Below are 15081 nucleotides of genomic sequence, written 5' to 3'. Positions count from 1 at the left end.
CCTCGGGGGTATGGAATTAGGCCCAGGTGGCGCCATAACGCCCCTCCCTTGTCCTGGAAGGAGCGCAGACTCGATGGCCGAATCCAAAGCAGCCAGGCCCGATGCCACCTGGGACGTGGCCATCATCGGGGGCGGCGCCACCGGCTTGGCCGTGGCAGCCCGGTGCCTGGAAACCGGCCGCCGCGTGGTGCTCTTTGAACGCGAGGCGGCCGGCGGCAGCCTGAAGCAGTCCCAGGCCGCCGATGCGCTGCACCAGGCCGCGCACCGCGCCGCCCTCTCCGGCCAGCCCGCCCGGCAGCCCGTGGCGGCCCCGGCGGAGGATATCCTCGCCCCCTTCCAGGCACGTGGGCTGGTGGTGGTGCCGGCCAGCGCACACTTCATCGCACTCGATTGCCTTGAGGCCGCCGGCCGCACCTATTCCTTCCGCCATGCCGTGATCGCGGCGGGCAGCGGCCCGGTGGTGCCGGATACCTATGGCCTCGCCTCGGTTCCCTGGCTGCTGCCGGAAGCCCTGCCGGGGCTGGAGGAGGTGCCGGAGCACCTGCTGATCCTCGGCGGCGGGCGGCAGGCGGTGGAACTGGCGCAGACCCATGCGCTGCTCGGCCGCCGTGTCAGCCTGGTGCAGTCCCAACCCAATATCCTGCCGGACCACGAGATGGAGCTGGTGGTGCCGCTGCGCGAGGCGCTGCGCCACTGCGGCGTGACGCTGCACGAGAACAGCGCCGTGGCGACGGTGGAGCATGCCGGGGCCGGCGTGGCACTGGTGCTGGAAGGCGGCGCGCGGCTGGAAGGCTCGCATCTGGTGCTGGCGCTTGGCCAGGCCCCCCGGCTCTCGCCCCTCGACCTCGCCGCCGCCGGGATCGAGGCAACGCCCGCTGGCGTGCGGGTGCGGCAGGACCTGCGCAGCACCGGCAACCGCCGGGTCTGGGCCGTGGGCTCCGTGGCCGATACCGGCTCGGCGGAGCCTGCGCCCGGCCAGCACGCGGCGGTGGTGGCCGATGCCATGCTGCACGGCCTCCAGGCCAGCCTCGGCCCGGTGGCGGCGCCCCGGCTGGTGCGCACCCTGCCCGCCCTGGCGCAGCTTGGCCTCACCGAGGCGCAGGCGCGTGCCGCTGGCCACGACCCGCAGGTGCTGCGCGTGCCGCTGCCGGACGGTGTCGCCGGGCCCGGCATGGCGAAGCTGGTGGCCGACGGCCGTGGCCGGCTGCTGGGCGCCGGGCTGATGGGTGAGCAGGCGGGCGAGGTGGCGGCGCTGCTCGCCCTCGCCATGTCCCGCAACCTTGCGGGTCCGGAGATCGCCGCCCTGCCCCTGCCGTGCGGCACGGCGGCGGAGACGGTGGCGCGCGCTGCCGGAAACCTGCGGGGGGCGGAATTCACATCCACGCCGATGCGGCGCATCCTCGGCCTGCTTCACCGTTGGCAGTAAGGGTCAGACTCTGATCATGGAAAAGACGCTTATCGGTCGCACTGCGATCATCACCGGCTCCACCAGCGGGATCGGGCTCGGCATCGCGACAACGCTCGCCGCCGCCGGCGCCAAGGTGATGCTGAACGGCTTCGGCAAGCCGGAGGATATCGAGGCCGCCAAGCGCGCCGTGGCCCAGGCCGGCGACGGCATCGAGCCGCATCATTCCGCCGCCGACCTGTCCAAGCCCGTCGAGGTCCGCGCCATGGTGGCGGAGGCCGAGAGCCTGCTGGGCCAGGTGGATATCCTGGTCAACAACGCCGGCATCCAGTTCACCAGCCCGGTGCAGGACTTCCCGGACGAGAAGTGGGACGCGGTGATCGCCATCAACCTTTCCGCCGTCTTCCACGCCACCAAGGCGGTGTTGCCGGGGATGCGGCGGCGGAACTGGGGGCGGATCATCAACATCGCCTCCGCCCATGGCCTTGTGGGCTCGCCGGAGAAGGTCGCCTATGTCGCCGCCAAGCATGGCGTGGTGGGCATGACCAAGGTGACGGCCATCGAGCTGGCGCAGACCGGCGTCACCTGCAACGCCATCTGCCCCGGCTTCGTCCGCACTCCGCTGGCCGAGGTGCAGGTCGGCGCCATCGCCAAGGCCAAGGGTGTTTCCGAAGAGTCCGCCCTGAAGGACCACCTCCTGGCCAAGCAGCCCAGCAAGCGCTGGGTTGAGGTGGAGGAAGTGGCCCGCATGGCACTCTATATCTGCGGCCCGGATACCGGCAGCCTGACTGGCTCGGCGCTTTCCATTGATGGGGGTTGGGTGGCCTCCTGATGGCTGCCAACCCGGGCTGGGACCCTGAGCAGTATCTGCGCTTCTCGGGGGAGCGGCTGCAGCCGGCGGTGGATCTGGTGGCGCGCATCCGCCACCCGGGACCGCGACGGGTGGTGGACCTGGGCTGCGGCGCCGGCAATGCCCTGCCGCTGCTGGCGGCATGCTTTCCGGGCGCGGAGATAACCGGCATCGATGCCTCGGCCGAGATGCTGGCCAAAGCCGGCAGTGCAGGCTTCGCCACCGCCCAGGCGGATATTGCCACCTGGACGCCCGAGGCTCCGGTGGATGTCATCTTCTCCAATGCCGCGCTGCACTGGCTGCCGGGGCATGAGGCGCTCTTCCCCCGCCTGCTCTCCCTGCTGGCGCCCGGCGGCGTGCTGGCCGTGCAGATGCCGGCGATGCACGACGCCCCGCTGCGCCGGCTGCAATACGCCGTGGCGGAACAAGGCCCCTGGGCAGATACGCTGCGGAAGGTCGGCTCCGCGCCGCCGATCCTGGCGATGCGCGACTATTACGACTTGCTGCGCCCAAGGGCAGCCGGCCTGGACCTGTGGTTCACCGAATACGTCCATGAGCTGCATGGGCAGGACCCTGTGGTGCAGTGGGCCATGGGCAGCAGCTTGCGGCCCTTCGTTGAAGCCCTGCCCGACGCCATGAAGCCTAGCTTCCTGGCCGCTTATGCGGAGGCGCTGCGGCCTGAATACCCGCCCGCTGGCAACGGCGCGGTGCTGCTGCCGTTCCGGCGCTTTTTCATGCTGGCTTCCACTTGATCGTCAGCATCAGGCCGTAAACGACTGTTCTTAAAACTTCAGCCACACCAAGCGCGCTGTGCCATCATGCCTGACCGCAACCACCGCCAATTGCCGGAAGCGGCGGGCGAGGCGCAGCGCCACCCGCAGGTCCGCCGCCAGGAAGATCTGGTCCTCGCCCCAATGGGCATGGGCGGCTGGACGGGGCTGGCTGCGGGCGGGCACGAAGCGCCGGCGCCGCGCCGCCTGCCAGAGCCGGGCCTGCGCGCGGTGGTTCCAGGCCAGTGGCCGGGACTTGGCCATCGGGTTCCAGGCACTGAGGAAGACTCCCTGCCCCGCGCCCAGCCGCCGCAGCAGCGCCGCCATGCTGCCTGAACGCCGGCCTATCCGTGCCACCGCGCCTTCCGCCAAATAGTCCGTGTCGCGGAAAGCGCGGGAAAGGCTGCCACTCATGCCGGGAGGTGAAGCAGCAGCCCCTTGAGGTAGGCACTCTCGGGCAGCAGCGGGTGGACGGGGTGGTCCATGCCGGCGCCGGTTGTGGCCAGCAGGCGGGCATGGCGGCGGGTGCGGGCGATGCCCTGCGCCACCGCATCGGTGAAGTCGCCGGGCGAGACATGGTGGGAGCAGGAAGCCATGAACAGATATCCTCCAGGCGCCACCAGGGTTGCAGCCAGCCGCGCCAGCCGGGCGTAGCCGCGCATCGCCGCCGGGTGGTCCTTGCGCGCCTTGGCGAAGGCCGGCGGGTCGGCCACCACCACGTCGAAGCGCTGGCCGGTACCGATCATGGCCTCCATCACCTCCATGGCGTCGCCGCGCTTGGCCGAGACGCTCTCGCCGAAGCCGTGGCGGCGGGCGGTGTCCATGGCCAGGGCCAGGGCGTGCTCGCTGCGGTCCAGCAGCGTCACCTGCCGTGCGCCCGCCTGGGCGGCCAGCAGGCCGAAGCCGCCGGTGTGGCAGAAGGCGTCCAGCACCGTCGCGTCCTTGGCCAGGGCGGCCACCCGGGCGCGGTTGTCGCGCTGGTCGAAGAACCAGCCGGTCTTCTGGCCGGAGAGCAGGTCGATGGAGAAATCCAGCCCGCCTTCCCGCACCCGCGCCGTGGCGTCCTCGCCATGCAGCAGTCCGCTTTCCTCCTTCAGGCCCTCCAGGCCGCGCACGGCGGAATCGTTGCGGGCGACGATGGCCCGTGGGTCGATCAGCTCCCGCAGCGCGGCCACCAGCAGCGGCGTGGCGCGGTCCATGCCGGCGGTATTGGCCTGCAGGGCCAGGGCATCGCCGTAGCGGTCGATCACCAGCCCGGGCAGGCCATCGGCCTCGGCATGCACCAGGCGGTAGAAGGGCGCGCCCACCAGCCGGTCGCGCAGGGCGAGGCATTCGGCCAGCCGGGACCGGAAGAAGGCGCTGCCCAGCACCATGCCCGGGTCGGGCGACAGCCGCCGGGCGGCAATCAGGCTATGCGCGTTGAACAGCCAGGTACCATGCTTGACGCCATCGTCCCCCTCCAGCCGCACGGGCGTGCCGGCCGGAAGGGCGCGGGCCTCCGGGGTCATGTTGATCTCGTTGGAGAAGGCCCAGGGATGGCCGGACTTCACCCGCTTGTCGCGCCCCGGCATCAGGCGCAGGACCGGGCGGGAGGCGGCGTCGTCGAGGAAGGCGGTTTCGGTGCTCATGCGGCGGGCTATGCCGCCGCATGCGTCCTGCCGCCAGACCTGTCGCAGTACTGAAAGCGAAGAAAGCCTTTGCTTTCATGATCAGTCCAGGTAGTCGGGCTCCTGCCTGGCCAGGATACGCTTGATGCTCTCCAGGTGCAGGCGCGCGCTGTCCGCGTCACCCGAGCGCATCTGCTCATAGGCCCGCTGCGCCACTGCATGTGGCACCGGCTTCAGTGGCCGCCCGGTCGCCATCGCCAGGCGCTGCACCTCGGCGGCACGCTCAAGGTAATAAAGATCGTCCCAGGCCTCGGCGATGGTCGGGCCCACCACCATCACGCCATGGTTCTTCATGAAGACGATGTCGGCCTCGCCCATGGCGGCGGCGATGCGGTCGCCTTCCGCCTCGTCCAGCGCCAGGCCGTTGTAGTCCTCATCCACGGCGGTGCGGCCGTAGAATTTCAGCGCGGTCTGCCCCGCCCAGGTCAGCGGCGGACCCTCCAGCATGGCCAGCGCGGTGGCATTGGGCATGTGGGTGTGGAAGGCGGCCGCGGCGCGCGGGTGCTTCATGTGCAGCCGGGCATGGATATGGAAGGCCGTCGCCTCCGGCGTGCCTTCCCCGGCCACCACATTGCCGTGGAAGTCGCAGACCAGCAGGCGGGAGGCCGTGATCTCCGAAAAGGCCCAGCCATAGGGGTTCACCAGGAAGACATCGTCCCGCCCTGGCACCATGGCCGAGAGGTGGTTGCAGATGCCCTCGTGCATCCCGAGCCGGGAGGCCATGCGGAAGCAGGCGGCGAGGTCCACCCTCGCCTGCCGCACCGCGGCGCTGTCCAGATCGGAATTGCGCAGGATGGCGGGGTTGCGCGGCGTTTCCAGGGCATGGGCCATCGGGGCCTCCATTCTCGGCTCTGGCCTGAGTGCAGCAAAGCCGGCGTCCCACGGCAAGTGGCCACTGGCCGCATGCTTCCGCCTGCCGCACTATGCCAGCCGAGTTCTCGCCTGCAGGAGCAAGGAGCCCGCATGTCCGGCACCAACCAGCGCATCGATCCCAAGCGGCTGTGGGACAGCCTGATGTCCATGGCGGAGATCGGCGCCACCCCCAAGGGCGGCGTGAAGCGCCTGACGCTGACCGAGGTGGACAAGGCCGGCCGCCAGCGCTTCTCGGCATGGTGCGAGGCGCTGGGCCTGACGGTGCGCGTGGATGCCATCGGCAATATGTTCGCGCGGCGCGAGGGGCGCGACCCGTCCCGCAAGCCCGTGCTGCTGGGTAGCCACCTGGACAGCCAGCCTTCCGGCGGCAAGTTCGACGGCGCGCTGGGCGTGATCGCCGGGCTGGAGGTGATGCGGACCCTGCACGACCTCAACATCCAGACCGAGGCGCCGATCGAGCTGGTGAACTGGACCGACGAGGAAGGCAGCCGCTTCGGCCATTCGCTGATGGGCAGCGGCGCCTGGGCCGGCATCTATTCGCTGGAGAAGGTTTACGGGCTGAAGGACGTGGAAGGCGTCAGCGTCTCGGACGCGCTGGATTCCATCGGCTACAAGGGCAGCCACCCCGCCGCCCCCTTCCCGGCCGATGCCTATTTCGAGCTGCATATCGAGCAGGGCCCGATCCTGGAGCGCGAGGGCAAGCAGATCGGCGTCGTCACCGGCGCCCAGGCGCAGGTCTGGTACGACGCCACGGTCATTGGCCAGGATTCCCATGCCGGCACCACGCCGCCTTCCGCCCGCCGGGACGCGCTGGTGGCCGCAGCACGCATCATCGAGCGCGTGGATACCCTGATGCGGGAGCGCGGCGAGGATGGCCGCGGCACGGTGGGCCAGCTGCATGTGCTGCCCAACAGCCGCAACGTGGTGCCGGGCGAGGTGCGCTTCTCGGTGGAATTCCGCCATCCGGACGACGCGCAGATCGAGGGCCTCGCCGCCACCTTCCCGGCCGAGGCCAAGGCGCTGGTGGAGGCCACCGGCTGCAGCCTGCAACTGGAGGAACTCTTCCGCATCCCGGCGCAGCCCTTCGACCCCTCCTGCGTCGATCTGGTGCGGCAGGGCGCGGCCCGGCTAGGCTATTCGACGCGCGAGATCGTCTCCGGCGCCGGGCATGACGCCGTCTACGTGGCGCGGCACGTACCGACGGCGATGATCTTCACCCCCTGCAAGGACGGCCTTTCCCACAACGAGGCCGAGAGCATCCTGCCGGAGGAGGCCGCCGCCGGCTGCCAGGTGCTCTTCGAGGCCGTGGTGGCCCGCGCCAACCGCGCGCTCTGAGCCGGCCTCGCCCGGGGGCGCCTCAACCCCCGGGCGGCACCAGCAGGTCGGCCGCCAGCGGCCGGCCGTAGAGCCAGCCCTGCATGATGAAGCAGCCCTCGGCCCGCAGGGCGCTGGCCTGAACTTCCTTTTCCACGCCCTCGGCCACCAGCTCAATGCCCAGGCTGTTTGCCAGGGTGGCCACGGCGCCCAGCACCGCCGTCTCCCGTTTCCCTTCCGGCAGGCGATGGGTGATGGAGCGGTCCAGCTTCACCCGCTGCACCGGCAGCTGCACCAGATGTGCCATGGCGGACACCCCGCCGCCGAAGTCGTCGAGCGAGAGCCGCACGCCCATGCTCCGCAACGCCTCCAGGTTCTGCGCCATGGCCTGGATGTCGCGGGCCGGGATATCCTCGGGGATCTCGATATCCAGCTCCTCCGCCGCCACCCCATGCTGCTCCAGCGCCTTGCTCACCTGCGCCGGGAAGCCGGGGTCGCGCAGCGTGGCGCCGGAGATATTGATGGCCACGGTGGGGGGCGCGCCCGGCTTGCCGGCCCAGCGGCGCTTGGTCGCCAGCGCTTCCCACAGCACCCAGAAGTCGATCTCGGCCAGCATGCCCATCTCGGTGGCCAGCGGAAACAGCTCCGCCGGCATCACCTCGCGGCTCACCGCGCCGCACCGCCAGCGCAGCAGCGCCTCGGCCCCGATCATCCTGTAGCGCCGCGTATCGAAGAGCGGCTGCCAGACCAGGTGCAGCTCGCCCGCCGGAATGGCCTGGGCCAGGGCCTTGCGCAGCTTCTGGCGGCGGTCAGCGGCGGCGCCCAGGGCTTCCTCGTAGAAGACGGGCGTGCGCCCCTCCACCTCGCTGCGGTGGCGGGCGAGGTCGGCGGCGCGGCGCAGTGTCTCAGCCCCGCCGCGGATCTGCGGCGCCGTGGCCACGCCGATGGCCGGCAGCAGCGCCACCTCCAGCGCTCCCTGGCGGAAGCTGTCGAACAGCACCTGGGCCAGCCGGTCGCAGAGCCAGCGGATGGTCTGCTGCTCCATGGCTGGTGCGAGCACGGCGAATTTATTGCCGCCGATGCGGAACACCGCGTCTTCCACCCGCACGCCCTGGCTCAGCCGCAGCGCGGCGGCGCGCAGCACCGCATCCCCCACGGTATGGCCATGCCGCTCGTTCACCTGCCCGAGGCCGCCCAGCGAGATGGACAGCAGCGTCAGCCCGCCCGTGCCGTCCGCCACGCGCTCCGACAAGGTAGCAATGAAGCGGGCGCGGTTGCCCAGGCCCGTCAGCGGGTCCTGCCAGGCCAGCCGCTCCACCTCCGCCTGGGCCAAGCGGCGCTCGGTGATATCCAGCAGCGTCACCAGGCGGGTGCGGCGCAGCATATCCTCGTCGATGGCGGTCTCGGTGGCTTCCAGGAGGCCGGACGCAACCAGCAGCAGCCGGCGGGCGATGCCGCCGCCTTGATGTTCCACCTCCACCGGCATCCCTGGCGCCGGCAGGCTGCGCATCGGGTCCGCCGGCGGGCGGCCTGGCGCCGTGACGCGCCGCAGCCCCGCCTCAGCCAGCCCGGGAGGCGCGGTGCCCCCCAGCAGGTTGGCAAGCTGCCGGTTGGCGAAGACGGTCCGCCCGGCCTCGTCCAGTTCCCAGATGCCGGTCGGCACCAGCTCCAGCAGCGCCTGCTGCCGGACGTTGCGGGCCGCCAGGATCTGCTCCTGCCGCTTCAGGGGCGTGATATCCACGGCACCAAGCGTGAAGCCGCCATCCGGAAGCGGCTGGCGCGTCACCCGGTGCCAGCTGCCATCCTTCAGCCCATGGTCAAAGGCGCCCTGCTCCCCCATGCCGGAGGGCAGCAGCGCGCCCAGCGATGCGCCCAGCCCGACATGCTCGAAAAGGCGGCGGAAGCGGCTGTTGGCCAGTTGCAGCCGCCCCTGCGCGTCGCAGAGCGCGAAGGCGCCGGGCACGGATTCCAGCACCACGGCTAGGCGCTGGCGCAACAGTTCCGCCCGCGCCTCAGCCAGCACCGAATGCTGGCGCAGGCGCTGCAACAGGAATGACATGATCAGTGCGACAAGCGCGGCCAGAAGCCAGGTTGCCAGACCAGGCGGAAGCGCGGCGACTAAGGCGATGCCGGTGGTCAATCCTAGTAGAGCAGGCAATCCGAAAATACCAGAAAAGCGGTGTGGCCTTGGCAGGCGCCATGTCCTTACGGTTGTAATTGCCCATTCGAACACAAGCTGCAGCTGAGCGCAAACGCGGCCATGCCGGGTTGCCGCCCGGCGACGGGGCCTTTATAGCCCGCCTCTGCCCTACCAGAGGTTTTGGTCCAGTGGCCAGCATTGCTCCTACCGTCGATCCTAACGCCAATCCGGCCATCGCAGCGCAACAGAAGATCCTTGCGCTGCCAGCCACAGAGTCGCGCCGCATGGCGGATGCCATCCGTGTGCTGGCGATGGACGCGGTGGAAAAGGCCAAATCAGGTCATCCCGGCATGCCGATGGGCATGGCCGATGCCGCAACGGTGCTCTTTACCAAGTACCTGAAGCACGACGCCGCCGACCCGCGCTGGGCCGACCGCGACCGCTTCGTGCTCTCCGCCGGTCATGGCTCCATGCTGCTTTATGCATGGCTGTACCTGTCCGGCCACGCGGGCATGGGTATCGAGGACATCAAGAACTTCCGCCAGTTGCATTCCGTGGCCGCCGGCCACCCGGAATTCGGCGAGCACCCGGCGATCGAGACCACCACGGGTCCGCTGGGCCAGGGCATCTCCACCGCCGTGGGCATGGCGATGGCGGAGCGGCACCTCTCCGCCCGCTTCGGCAAGTCGCTGGTGGACCACCGTACCTGGGCGGTCGTCGGCGACGGCTGCCTGATGGAAGGCATCAGCCATGAGGCCGCCTCCATCGCCGGCCACTTCAAGCTGAACAAGCTGACGGTGCTGTGGGACGACAACGGCATCTCGATCGATGGCGATGTCTCCATCACCTCTTCGGACGACGTGCTGCGGCGCTTCCAGTCCTATGGCTGGGCGGTGCGGCGCGTGGACGGCCATGACCATGAGGCGGTGGCCCGGGCGCTGGATGCATCGACGCGCTCCAGCAAGCCCACCATCATCGCCTGCAAGACCATCATCGGCTTCTCCGCGCCCAGCAAGGCCGGCACCGCCAGCACCCACGGCAGCGCCCTGGGCGCGCCCGAGGTGCAGGCCGCCAAGCAGCTGCTGGGCTGGGATGCCGAGCCCTTCGTCATTCCCGAGGACATCAAGAACGCCTGGGAAGCCGCCGGCCGCCGCTCCGCCGGCACCCGCCGTTCCTGGCTGAAGCGCCTGGCGAAGCACCCGCAGAAGGCGGAGTTCGAGCGCGCCATGGCCGGCAAGCTGCCGGAAGGCTGGCACGAGGCCGCCGCCGCGCACCGCGCCAAGCTGGCCGAGGACAAGCCCAAGATCGCCACCCGCGTCGCCAGCCAGCGCGCGCTGGAGGCCCTGGTGCCGGCGGTGCCGGAGCTGATGGGCGGCTCCGCCGACCTCACCGGCTCCAACAACACCAATGTGAAGGGCATTCCGGTCTTCTCGGTGCAGAACCCGGCGGGCCGCTACGTCCATTGGGGCATCCGCGAGCACGGCATGGCCGCCGCGATGAACGGTCTGGCGCTGCATGGCGGTGTCATTCCCTATTCCGGCACCTTCCTGGTGTTCGCCGACTACATGCGCCCGGCCATCCGGCTGGCGGCGCTGATGCGCCAGCGCGTCATCCATGTGCTGACGCATGACAGCATCGGCCTGGGCGAGGACGGCCCGACCCACCAGCCGGTGGAGACGCTGGCCAGCCTTCGCGTCATTCCCAACCTCTTCGTCTATCGGCCCGCCGATGCGATGGAGACGGCGGAATGCTGGGAACTCGCCGTACAGCGGGCCGATGGCCCGGCCGTGCTGGCGCTGAGCCGCCAGAACCTGCCGGCGCTGCGCACCGAGGCGGGCGAGAACAAGTCCGCCCGCGGCGGCTATGTGCTGGCCGAGGCTTCCGGCCCACGCAAGGCAACCCTGATCGCCACGGGTTCCGAGGTCATGCTGGCCATGGCGGCGCGTGAGACGCTGGAGGCGGAGGGCATCCCCACCGCCGTGGTCTCCCTGCCCTGCTGGGAACTGTTCGCCCTTCAGGATGAGAGCTATCGTGCCCAAGTACTGGGCGATGCCCCGCGCGTGGGTATCGAGGCGGCGCTGGGCTTTGGCTGGGAACGCTGGCTGGGTGCCGATGGCACCTTCATCGGCATGACCGGCTTCGGCGCCTCAGCGCCGGCGGAGGAACTCTATCGCCACTTCGGCATTACGGCCGAGGCTGCGGTTGCGGCGGTCCGGCGCAAGCTGGCCTGAGCAACCACAACAACCACTGTTCAAGACGGGAAAGACGAAAACCATGGCTGTGAAGGTCGCGATCAACGGGTTCGGGCGCATTGGTCGCCTGGTGCTGCGCGCCGCTTGCGAAGCGGGGCGTGACGATGTGGAATTCGTCGCCATCAACGACCTCGGCTCGGTCGAGGCGAACGCCCACCTGTTCCGCTACGACAGCGTCCATGGCCGCTTTCCCGGCGAGGTGATCGTCGAGGGCGACAGCATCACCATCAAGGCCCACGGCAAGACCTGGGGCCCCATCAAGGTGACGGCCGAGCGCGACCCCACCAAGCTGAAGTGGGACGGCGTGGACATCGCCGCCGAGTGCACCGGCATCTTCACGGCGCGCGAGAAGGCGCAGGTCCTGCTCGGCACGGGCGCCAAGCGCGTGCTGATCTCCGCCCCCGGCGAGGGCGCGGACAAGACCATTGTCTACGGCGTCAACCACAAGACGCTGACGGCCGAGGATAAGATCGTCTCCAACGCCTCCTGCACCACCAACTGCCTGGCGCCCATCGCCAAGGTGCTGCACGAGAAGTTCGGCATCGAGCGCGGCTACATGGTCACCATCCACGCCTATACGGGTGACCAGAACACCGTGGACACGCTGCACAAGGACCTGCACCGCGCCCGCGCCGCCGCCGTTTCCGCTATCCCGACCTCCACGGGCGCGGCCAAGGCCGTCGGCCTGGTGCTGCCGGAGCTGAAGGGCAAGCTGGACGGCACCGCCATCCGCATCCCGACGCCGAATGTCTCGCTCGTTTCGCTCGACTTCGTGCCGAAGAAGACGGACGGCCTGACCAAGGAAGCCATCAACGCCGTGATGAAGGAAGCCGCCGAAGGCGAGCTGAAGGGCATCCTCGGCTACAACACGGCGCCGTTGGTCTCCATCGACTTCAATCATGACTCGCACTCCTCCACCTTCGATGCGACGCAGACGCAGGTGGTCGATGGCGGGCTGGTGCGCGTGATGAGCTGGTACGACAACGAGTGGGGCTTCTCCAACCGTATGTCGGACACCGCCGCCTACCTCGGCAAGCTCTGATCCGGAAGGCGTAGCAAGATGCCTGCTTTCCGGACGCTGGATCAGTTGGAGCCCGCCGGAAAGCGGGTTCTGCTGCGCGCCGACCTGAACGTGCCTGTGCGGGACGGTAAGATTTCCGACCGCACGCGGCTCGAGCGCCTCGTGCCCACCATCCGCGAACTGGCGGACAAGGGCGCGAAGGTTATCGTCTGCTCGCATTTCGAGCGGCCCAAGGGCAAGCGCGTGCCCGAGATGTCGCTGAAGCCCATCGCCGCTGCGCTGGGCGAGGTGCTGGGCAAGCCCGTCGCCTTCGCCGATGACTGCGTCGGCCCCGAGGCCGAAGCCGCCGTCGCCGCCTTGAAGGACGGCGAGGTGCTGGTGCTGGAGAATACCCGCTACCACGCCGGGGAAGAGAAGAATGACCCCGCGATGGTGGACGGCCTGGCGAAGCTGGCGGATGTTTTCGTCAACGACGCCTTCTCCGCCGCGCATCGCGCCCATGCCAGCACGGAAGGCGTGGCGCATAAGCTGCCCGCCTATGCCGGCCGCCTGATGCAGGCGGAGCTGGAAGCGTTGGATGCCGCGCTGGGCACCCCGAAGCGTCCTGTCGTTGCCATCGTCGGCGGCGCCAAGGTGTCAACCAAGCTCGACCTGCTGGGGAATCTCTCCAAGAAGGTGGATGTGCTGGTGATCGGCGGCGCCATGGCCAACACCTTCCTCGCCGCGCAGGGCAAGCCGGTCGGCAAGTCCCTGCAGGAAGCGGAGATGCACGACACCGCGCGCTCCATCCTGGAGGAAGCCAAGTCCGGTGGCTGCGAGATCGTCCTGCCGGAGGATCTGGTGGTGGCGGAAACCTTCGCCGCCAATGCACCCAGCAAGATCGTGGGGATCGACGACGTGCCCGCCGACATGATGGCGCTGGATGTCGGCCCCCGCACGGTCGCGGTGGTGGAATCGAAGCTCGAGAATGCTTCCACGCTGGTCTGGAACGGCCCCTTCGGCGCCTTCGAGATCACGCCCTTCGACAAGGCCACCGTCGAAGTGGCGCAGGCGGCGGCAAAGCTGACCGAAGCCGGCAAGCTGAAGTCGATCGGTGGCGGCGGCGATACCGTCTCCGCGCTGCGCCATGCCGGTGTCATCGACAAGCTGACCTACGTGTCTTCCGCGGGCGGTGCCTTCCTGGAATGGCTGGAAGGCAAGACGCTGCCCGGAGTCGCCGCACTCTCGGTGCACTGACTCGCGAAAAGATGGACCGGGCGGGGTAGCGTTCCGCCTCGCCCGGTTCCACATTGCGGCGGACTCTTGTGAGGAGACGCTGTTCATGGACCATAACGTCCTGTTGCATATCGACGGCCAGTGGCGCCCGGCGACCGGCAACCGCACCATCCCCGTCCTCAACCCAGCGACCGAAGAGCAGATCGGTACCGTTCCCCATGCCAGCCAGGCGGACCTCGACGAGGCGCTGGAAGCGGCCGAGCGTGGCTTCAATGTCTGGAAGAAGGTCTCGGCCTTCGACCGCTCCAAGCTGATGCGCAAGGCGGCCAATCTCCTGCGCGAGCGCGCCGGCGACATCGCCCGCATCATGACCATGGAGCAGGGCAAGCCGCTGCCCGAGGCCAAGATGGAAGTCATGGCCGCCGCCGACACCATCGACTGGTTCGCGGAAGAAGCCCGCCGCGCCTATGGCCGCGTGATCCCCGCCCGCGCCGAGGGCGTCTACCAGCTGGTGATCAAGGAGCCTGTCGGTCCCGTCGCCGCCTTCACGCCCTGGAACTTCCCGATCAACCAGGTGGTGCGCAAGCTCTCCGCCGCGCTGGCCACCGGCTGCTCCATCATCGTGAAGGCGCCGGAAGAGACCCCGGCCTCCCCGGCCGAGATGATCCGCTGCTTCATCGACGCGGGCGTGCCGAAGGGCGTGATCGGCCTCGTCTATGGCGTGCCGGCGGAGATCTCCTCCTACCTCATCCCGCACCCGACCATCCGCAAGGTGACCTTCACGGGCTCCACCCCGGTGGGCAAGCACCTGGCCGAGCTGGCCGGCAAGTACATGAAGCGCGCGACGATGGAGCTGGGCGGCCATGCGCCGGCCATCGTCTTCGACGACGCCGATGTGGAACTGGCCAGCAAGACCCTCGCCGGCAGCAAGTTCCGCAATGCCGGCCAGGTCTGCGTCTCTCCCACGCGCTTCCTGGTGCAGGAGAAGGTCTTCGACCAGTTCGTCGATACCTTCACCAGCTATGCCAAGTCGCTGAAGGTCGGCAACGGCCTTGAGGACGGCGTGCAGATGGGCCCGCTGGCCAATGACCGCCGCATCCCGGCCATGGAAGCGCTGATCGGCGATGCCGTGCAGAAGGGCGCCGAGGTCCGCACCGGCGGCAACCGCATCGGCAACAAGGGCTATTTCTTCGAGCCGACGGTGGTAACCGGCCTGACGCGCGAGATGCGCGCCATGAACGAGGAGCCCTTCGGCCCGCTGGCGCTGATGGTGCCCTTCAAGGACTTCGACGAGGTGGTGGAGGAAAGCAACCGCCTTCCCTTCGGCCTCGCCGCCTATGCCTTCACCTCTTCCGCGAAGACGGCCAATGCCATCGCCTCGCAGGTCGAGACGGGCATGATGACCATCAACCACCTCGGCCTCGCGCTGCCGGAAGTGCCCTTCGGCGGCATCAAGGACAGCGGCTACGGCTCTGAGGGCGGTTCGGAGGCCATCGAGTCCTACCTGAACACCAAGTTCGTCAGCCAGGCCGGCCTCTAAGACCGACTCAGCCGAGCCCAAAAAGAAAGGGGGC

At 69.2% G+C, this 15081-nt stretch carries 12 protein-coding genes; 8 read left to right on the top strand and 4 right to left on the bottom strand.

Annotated elements, in window-relative coordinates:
- Positions 1 to 73: 73 nt before the first annotated feature.
- The 3 genes from EBE87_RS06710 to EBE87_RS06700 are packed head-to-tail and all read left to right on the top strand — an operon-like array spanning position 74 to position 3007.
- On the top strand, positions 74 to 1426 hold the full coding sequence (locus EBE87_RS06710) for an FAD-dependent oxidoreductase (RefSeq protein ID WP_158611640.1): 1353 nt from the start codon (positions 74 to 76) through the stop codon (positions 1424 to 1426).
- Between the two features lie 16 nt (positions 1427 to 1442).
- Positions 1443 to 2237 carry a 3-hydroxybutyrate dehydrogenase gene (locus tag EBE87_RS06705; protein ID WP_120637527.1) on the top strand — a complete coding sequence of 265 codons (795 nt, stop codon included), beginning with the start codon at positions 1443 to 1445 and terminating at the stop codon, positions 2235 to 2237.
- Entirely contained in the window at positions 2237 to 3007 is a 771-nt protein-coding gene (locus EBE87_RS06700; RefSeq protein WP_120637528.1) for a methyltransferase domain-containing protein, read from the top strand. Before EBE87_RS06705 ends, EBE87_RS06700 begins: the two co-directional genes overlap by 1 nt.
- Positions 3008 to 3037: 30 nt before the next feature.
- On the opposite strand, the gene EBE87_RS06695 is transcribed toward EBE87_RS06700, so the two are convergent.
- The 3 genes from EBE87_RS06695 to EBE87_RS06685 all read right to left on the bottom strand — a co-directional run bounded on the left by EBE87_RS06695 (position 3038) and on the right by EBE87_RS06685 (position 5523).
- On the bottom strand, positions 3038 to 3439 hold the full coding sequence (locus EBE87_RS06695) for a DUF3293 domain-containing protein (RefSeq protein ID WP_120637529.1): 402 nt from the start codon (positions 3437 to 3439) through the stop codon (positions 3038 to 3040).
- The gene (locus tag EBE87_RS06690; RefSeq protein ID WP_120637530.1) at positions 3436 to 4653 is read right to left on the bottom strand and encodes a class I SAM-dependent rRNA methyltransferase; all 1218 of its coding nucleotides are present in this window, start codon (positions 4651 to 4653) and stop codon (positions 3436 to 3438) included. The genes EBE87_RS06695 and EBE87_RS06690 overlap by 4 nt, the downstream gene beginning before the upstream one ends.
- Before the next feature lie 81 nt (positions 4654 to 4734).
- The gene (locus EBE87_RS06685) at positions 4735 to 5523 is read right to left on the bottom strand and encodes an aldolase (RefSeq protein ID WP_120637531.1); all 789 of its coding nucleotides are present in this window, start codon (positions 5521 to 5523) and stop codon (positions 4735 to 4737) included.
- A gap of 132 nt (positions 5524 to 5655) precedes the next feature.
- On the opposite strand from EBE87_RS06685, the gene EBE87_RS06680 reads away from it, so the two are divergent.
- Positions 5656 to 6900 carry a Zn-dependent hydrolase gene (locus EBE87_RS06680; RefSeq protein WP_120637532.1) on the top strand — a complete coding sequence of 415 codons (1245 nt, stop codon included), beginning with the start codon at positions 5656 to 5658 and terminating at the stop codon, positions 6898 to 6900.
- A 22-nt stretch (positions 6901 to 6922) separates the two neighbouring features.
- Here the strand turns inward: EBE87_RS06680 and EBE87_RS06675 are convergent, their stop codons facing one another.
- Positions 6923 to 8938: a putative bifunctional diguanylate cyclase/phosphodiesterase gene (locus EBE87_RS06675; protein WP_147425990.1), complete on the bottom strand. Its 2016-nt coding sequence runs from the start codon at positions 8936 to 8938 to the stop codon at positions 6923 to 6925.
- A 269-nt stretch (positions 8939 to 9207) separates the two neighbouring features.
- Between EBE87_RS06675 and tkt the strand changes: the two genes are divergently transcribed.
- The 4 genes from tkt (at position 9208) to EBE87_RS06655 (ending at position 15047) form a co-directional block, all read left to right on the top strand.
- The gene (tkt, locus tag EBE87_RS06670; protein ID WP_120637534.1) at positions 9208 to 11250 is read left to right on the top strand and encodes a transketolase; all 2043 of its coding nucleotides are present in this window, start codon (positions 9208 to 9210) and stop codon (positions 11248 to 11250) included.
- A gap of 43 nt (positions 11251 to 11293) precedes the next feature.
- Complete coding sequence (gene gap, locus EBE87_RS06665; protein WP_120637535.1) at positions 11294 to 12313, top strand: type I glyceraldehyde-3-phosphate dehydrogenase; 1020 nt, start codon at positions 11294 to 11296, stop codon at positions 12311 to 12313.
- Between the two features lie 18 nt (positions 12314 to 12331).
- Positions 12332 to 13528, top strand: a complete 1197-nt coding sequence (locus EBE87_RS06660) for a phosphoglycerate kinase (protein ID WP_120637536.1) — start codon at positions 12332 to 12334, stop codon at positions 13526 to 13528.
- An 85-nt stretch (positions 13529 to 13613) separates the two neighbouring features.
- Entirely contained in the window at positions 13614 to 15047 is a 1434-nt protein-coding gene (locus EBE87_RS06655) for an NAD-dependent succinate-semialdehyde dehydrogenase (RefSeq protein ID WP_120637537.1), read from the top strand.
- Positions 15048 to 15081: the final 34 nt, after the last annotated feature.

Source organism: Teichococcus wenyumeiae (assembly GCF_003696345.1).
Lineage (GTDB): Bacteria > Pseudomonadota > Alphaproteobacteria > Acetobacterales > Acetobacteraceae > Pseudoroseomonas > Pseudoroseomonas wenyumeiae.
Note: the sequence above shows the minus strand (reverse complement) of the source record. Positions and strands in the feature narration are given on the sequence as shown.

Coding starts and splice junctions, on each gene's coding strand:
- EBE87_RS06680 (WP_120637532.1), top strand. CDS start 5,656: ATGTCCGGCACCAACCAGCGCATCGATCCCAAGCGGCTGTGGGACAGC.
- EBE87_RS06690 (WP_120637530.1), bottom strand. CDS start 4,653: ATGAGCACCGAAACCGCCTTCCTCGACGACGCCGCCTCCCGCCCGGTC.
- EBE87_RS06675 (WP_147425990.1), bottom strand. CDS start 8,938: ATGTCATTCCTGTTGCAGCGCCTGCGCCAGCATTCGGTGCTGGCTGAG.
- EBE87_RS06710 (WP_158611640.1), top strand. CDS start 74: ATGGCCGAATCCAAAGCAGCCAGGCCCGATGCCACCTGGGACGTGGCC.
- EBE87_RS06660 (WP_120637536.1), top strand. CDS start 12,332: ATGCCTGCTTTCCGGACGCTGGATCAGTTGGAGCCCGCCGGAAAGCGG.
- EBE87_RS06695 (WP_120637529.1), bottom strand. CDS start 3,439: ATGAGTGGCAGCCTTTCCCGCGCTTTCCGCGACACGGACTATTTGGCG.
- EBE87_RS06655 (WP_120637537.1), top strand. CDS start 13,614: ATGGACCATAACGTCCTGTTGCATATCGACGGCCAGTGGCGCCCGGCG.
- gap (WP_120637535.1), top strand. CDS start 11,294: ATGGCTGTGAAGGTCGCGATCAACGGGTTCGGGCGCATTGGTCGCCTG.
- EBE87_RS06705 (WP_120637527.1), top strand. CDS start 1,443: ATGGAAAAGACGCTTATCGGTCGCACTGCGATCATCACCGGCTCCACC.
- EBE87_RS06700 (WP_120637528.1), top strand. CDS start 2,237: ATGGCTGCCAACCCGGGCTGGGACCCTGAGCAGTATCTGCGCTTCTCG.
- EBE87_RS06685 (WP_120637531.1), bottom strand. CDS start 5,523: ATGGCCCATGCCCTGGAAACGCCGCGCAACCCCGCCATCCTGCGCAAT.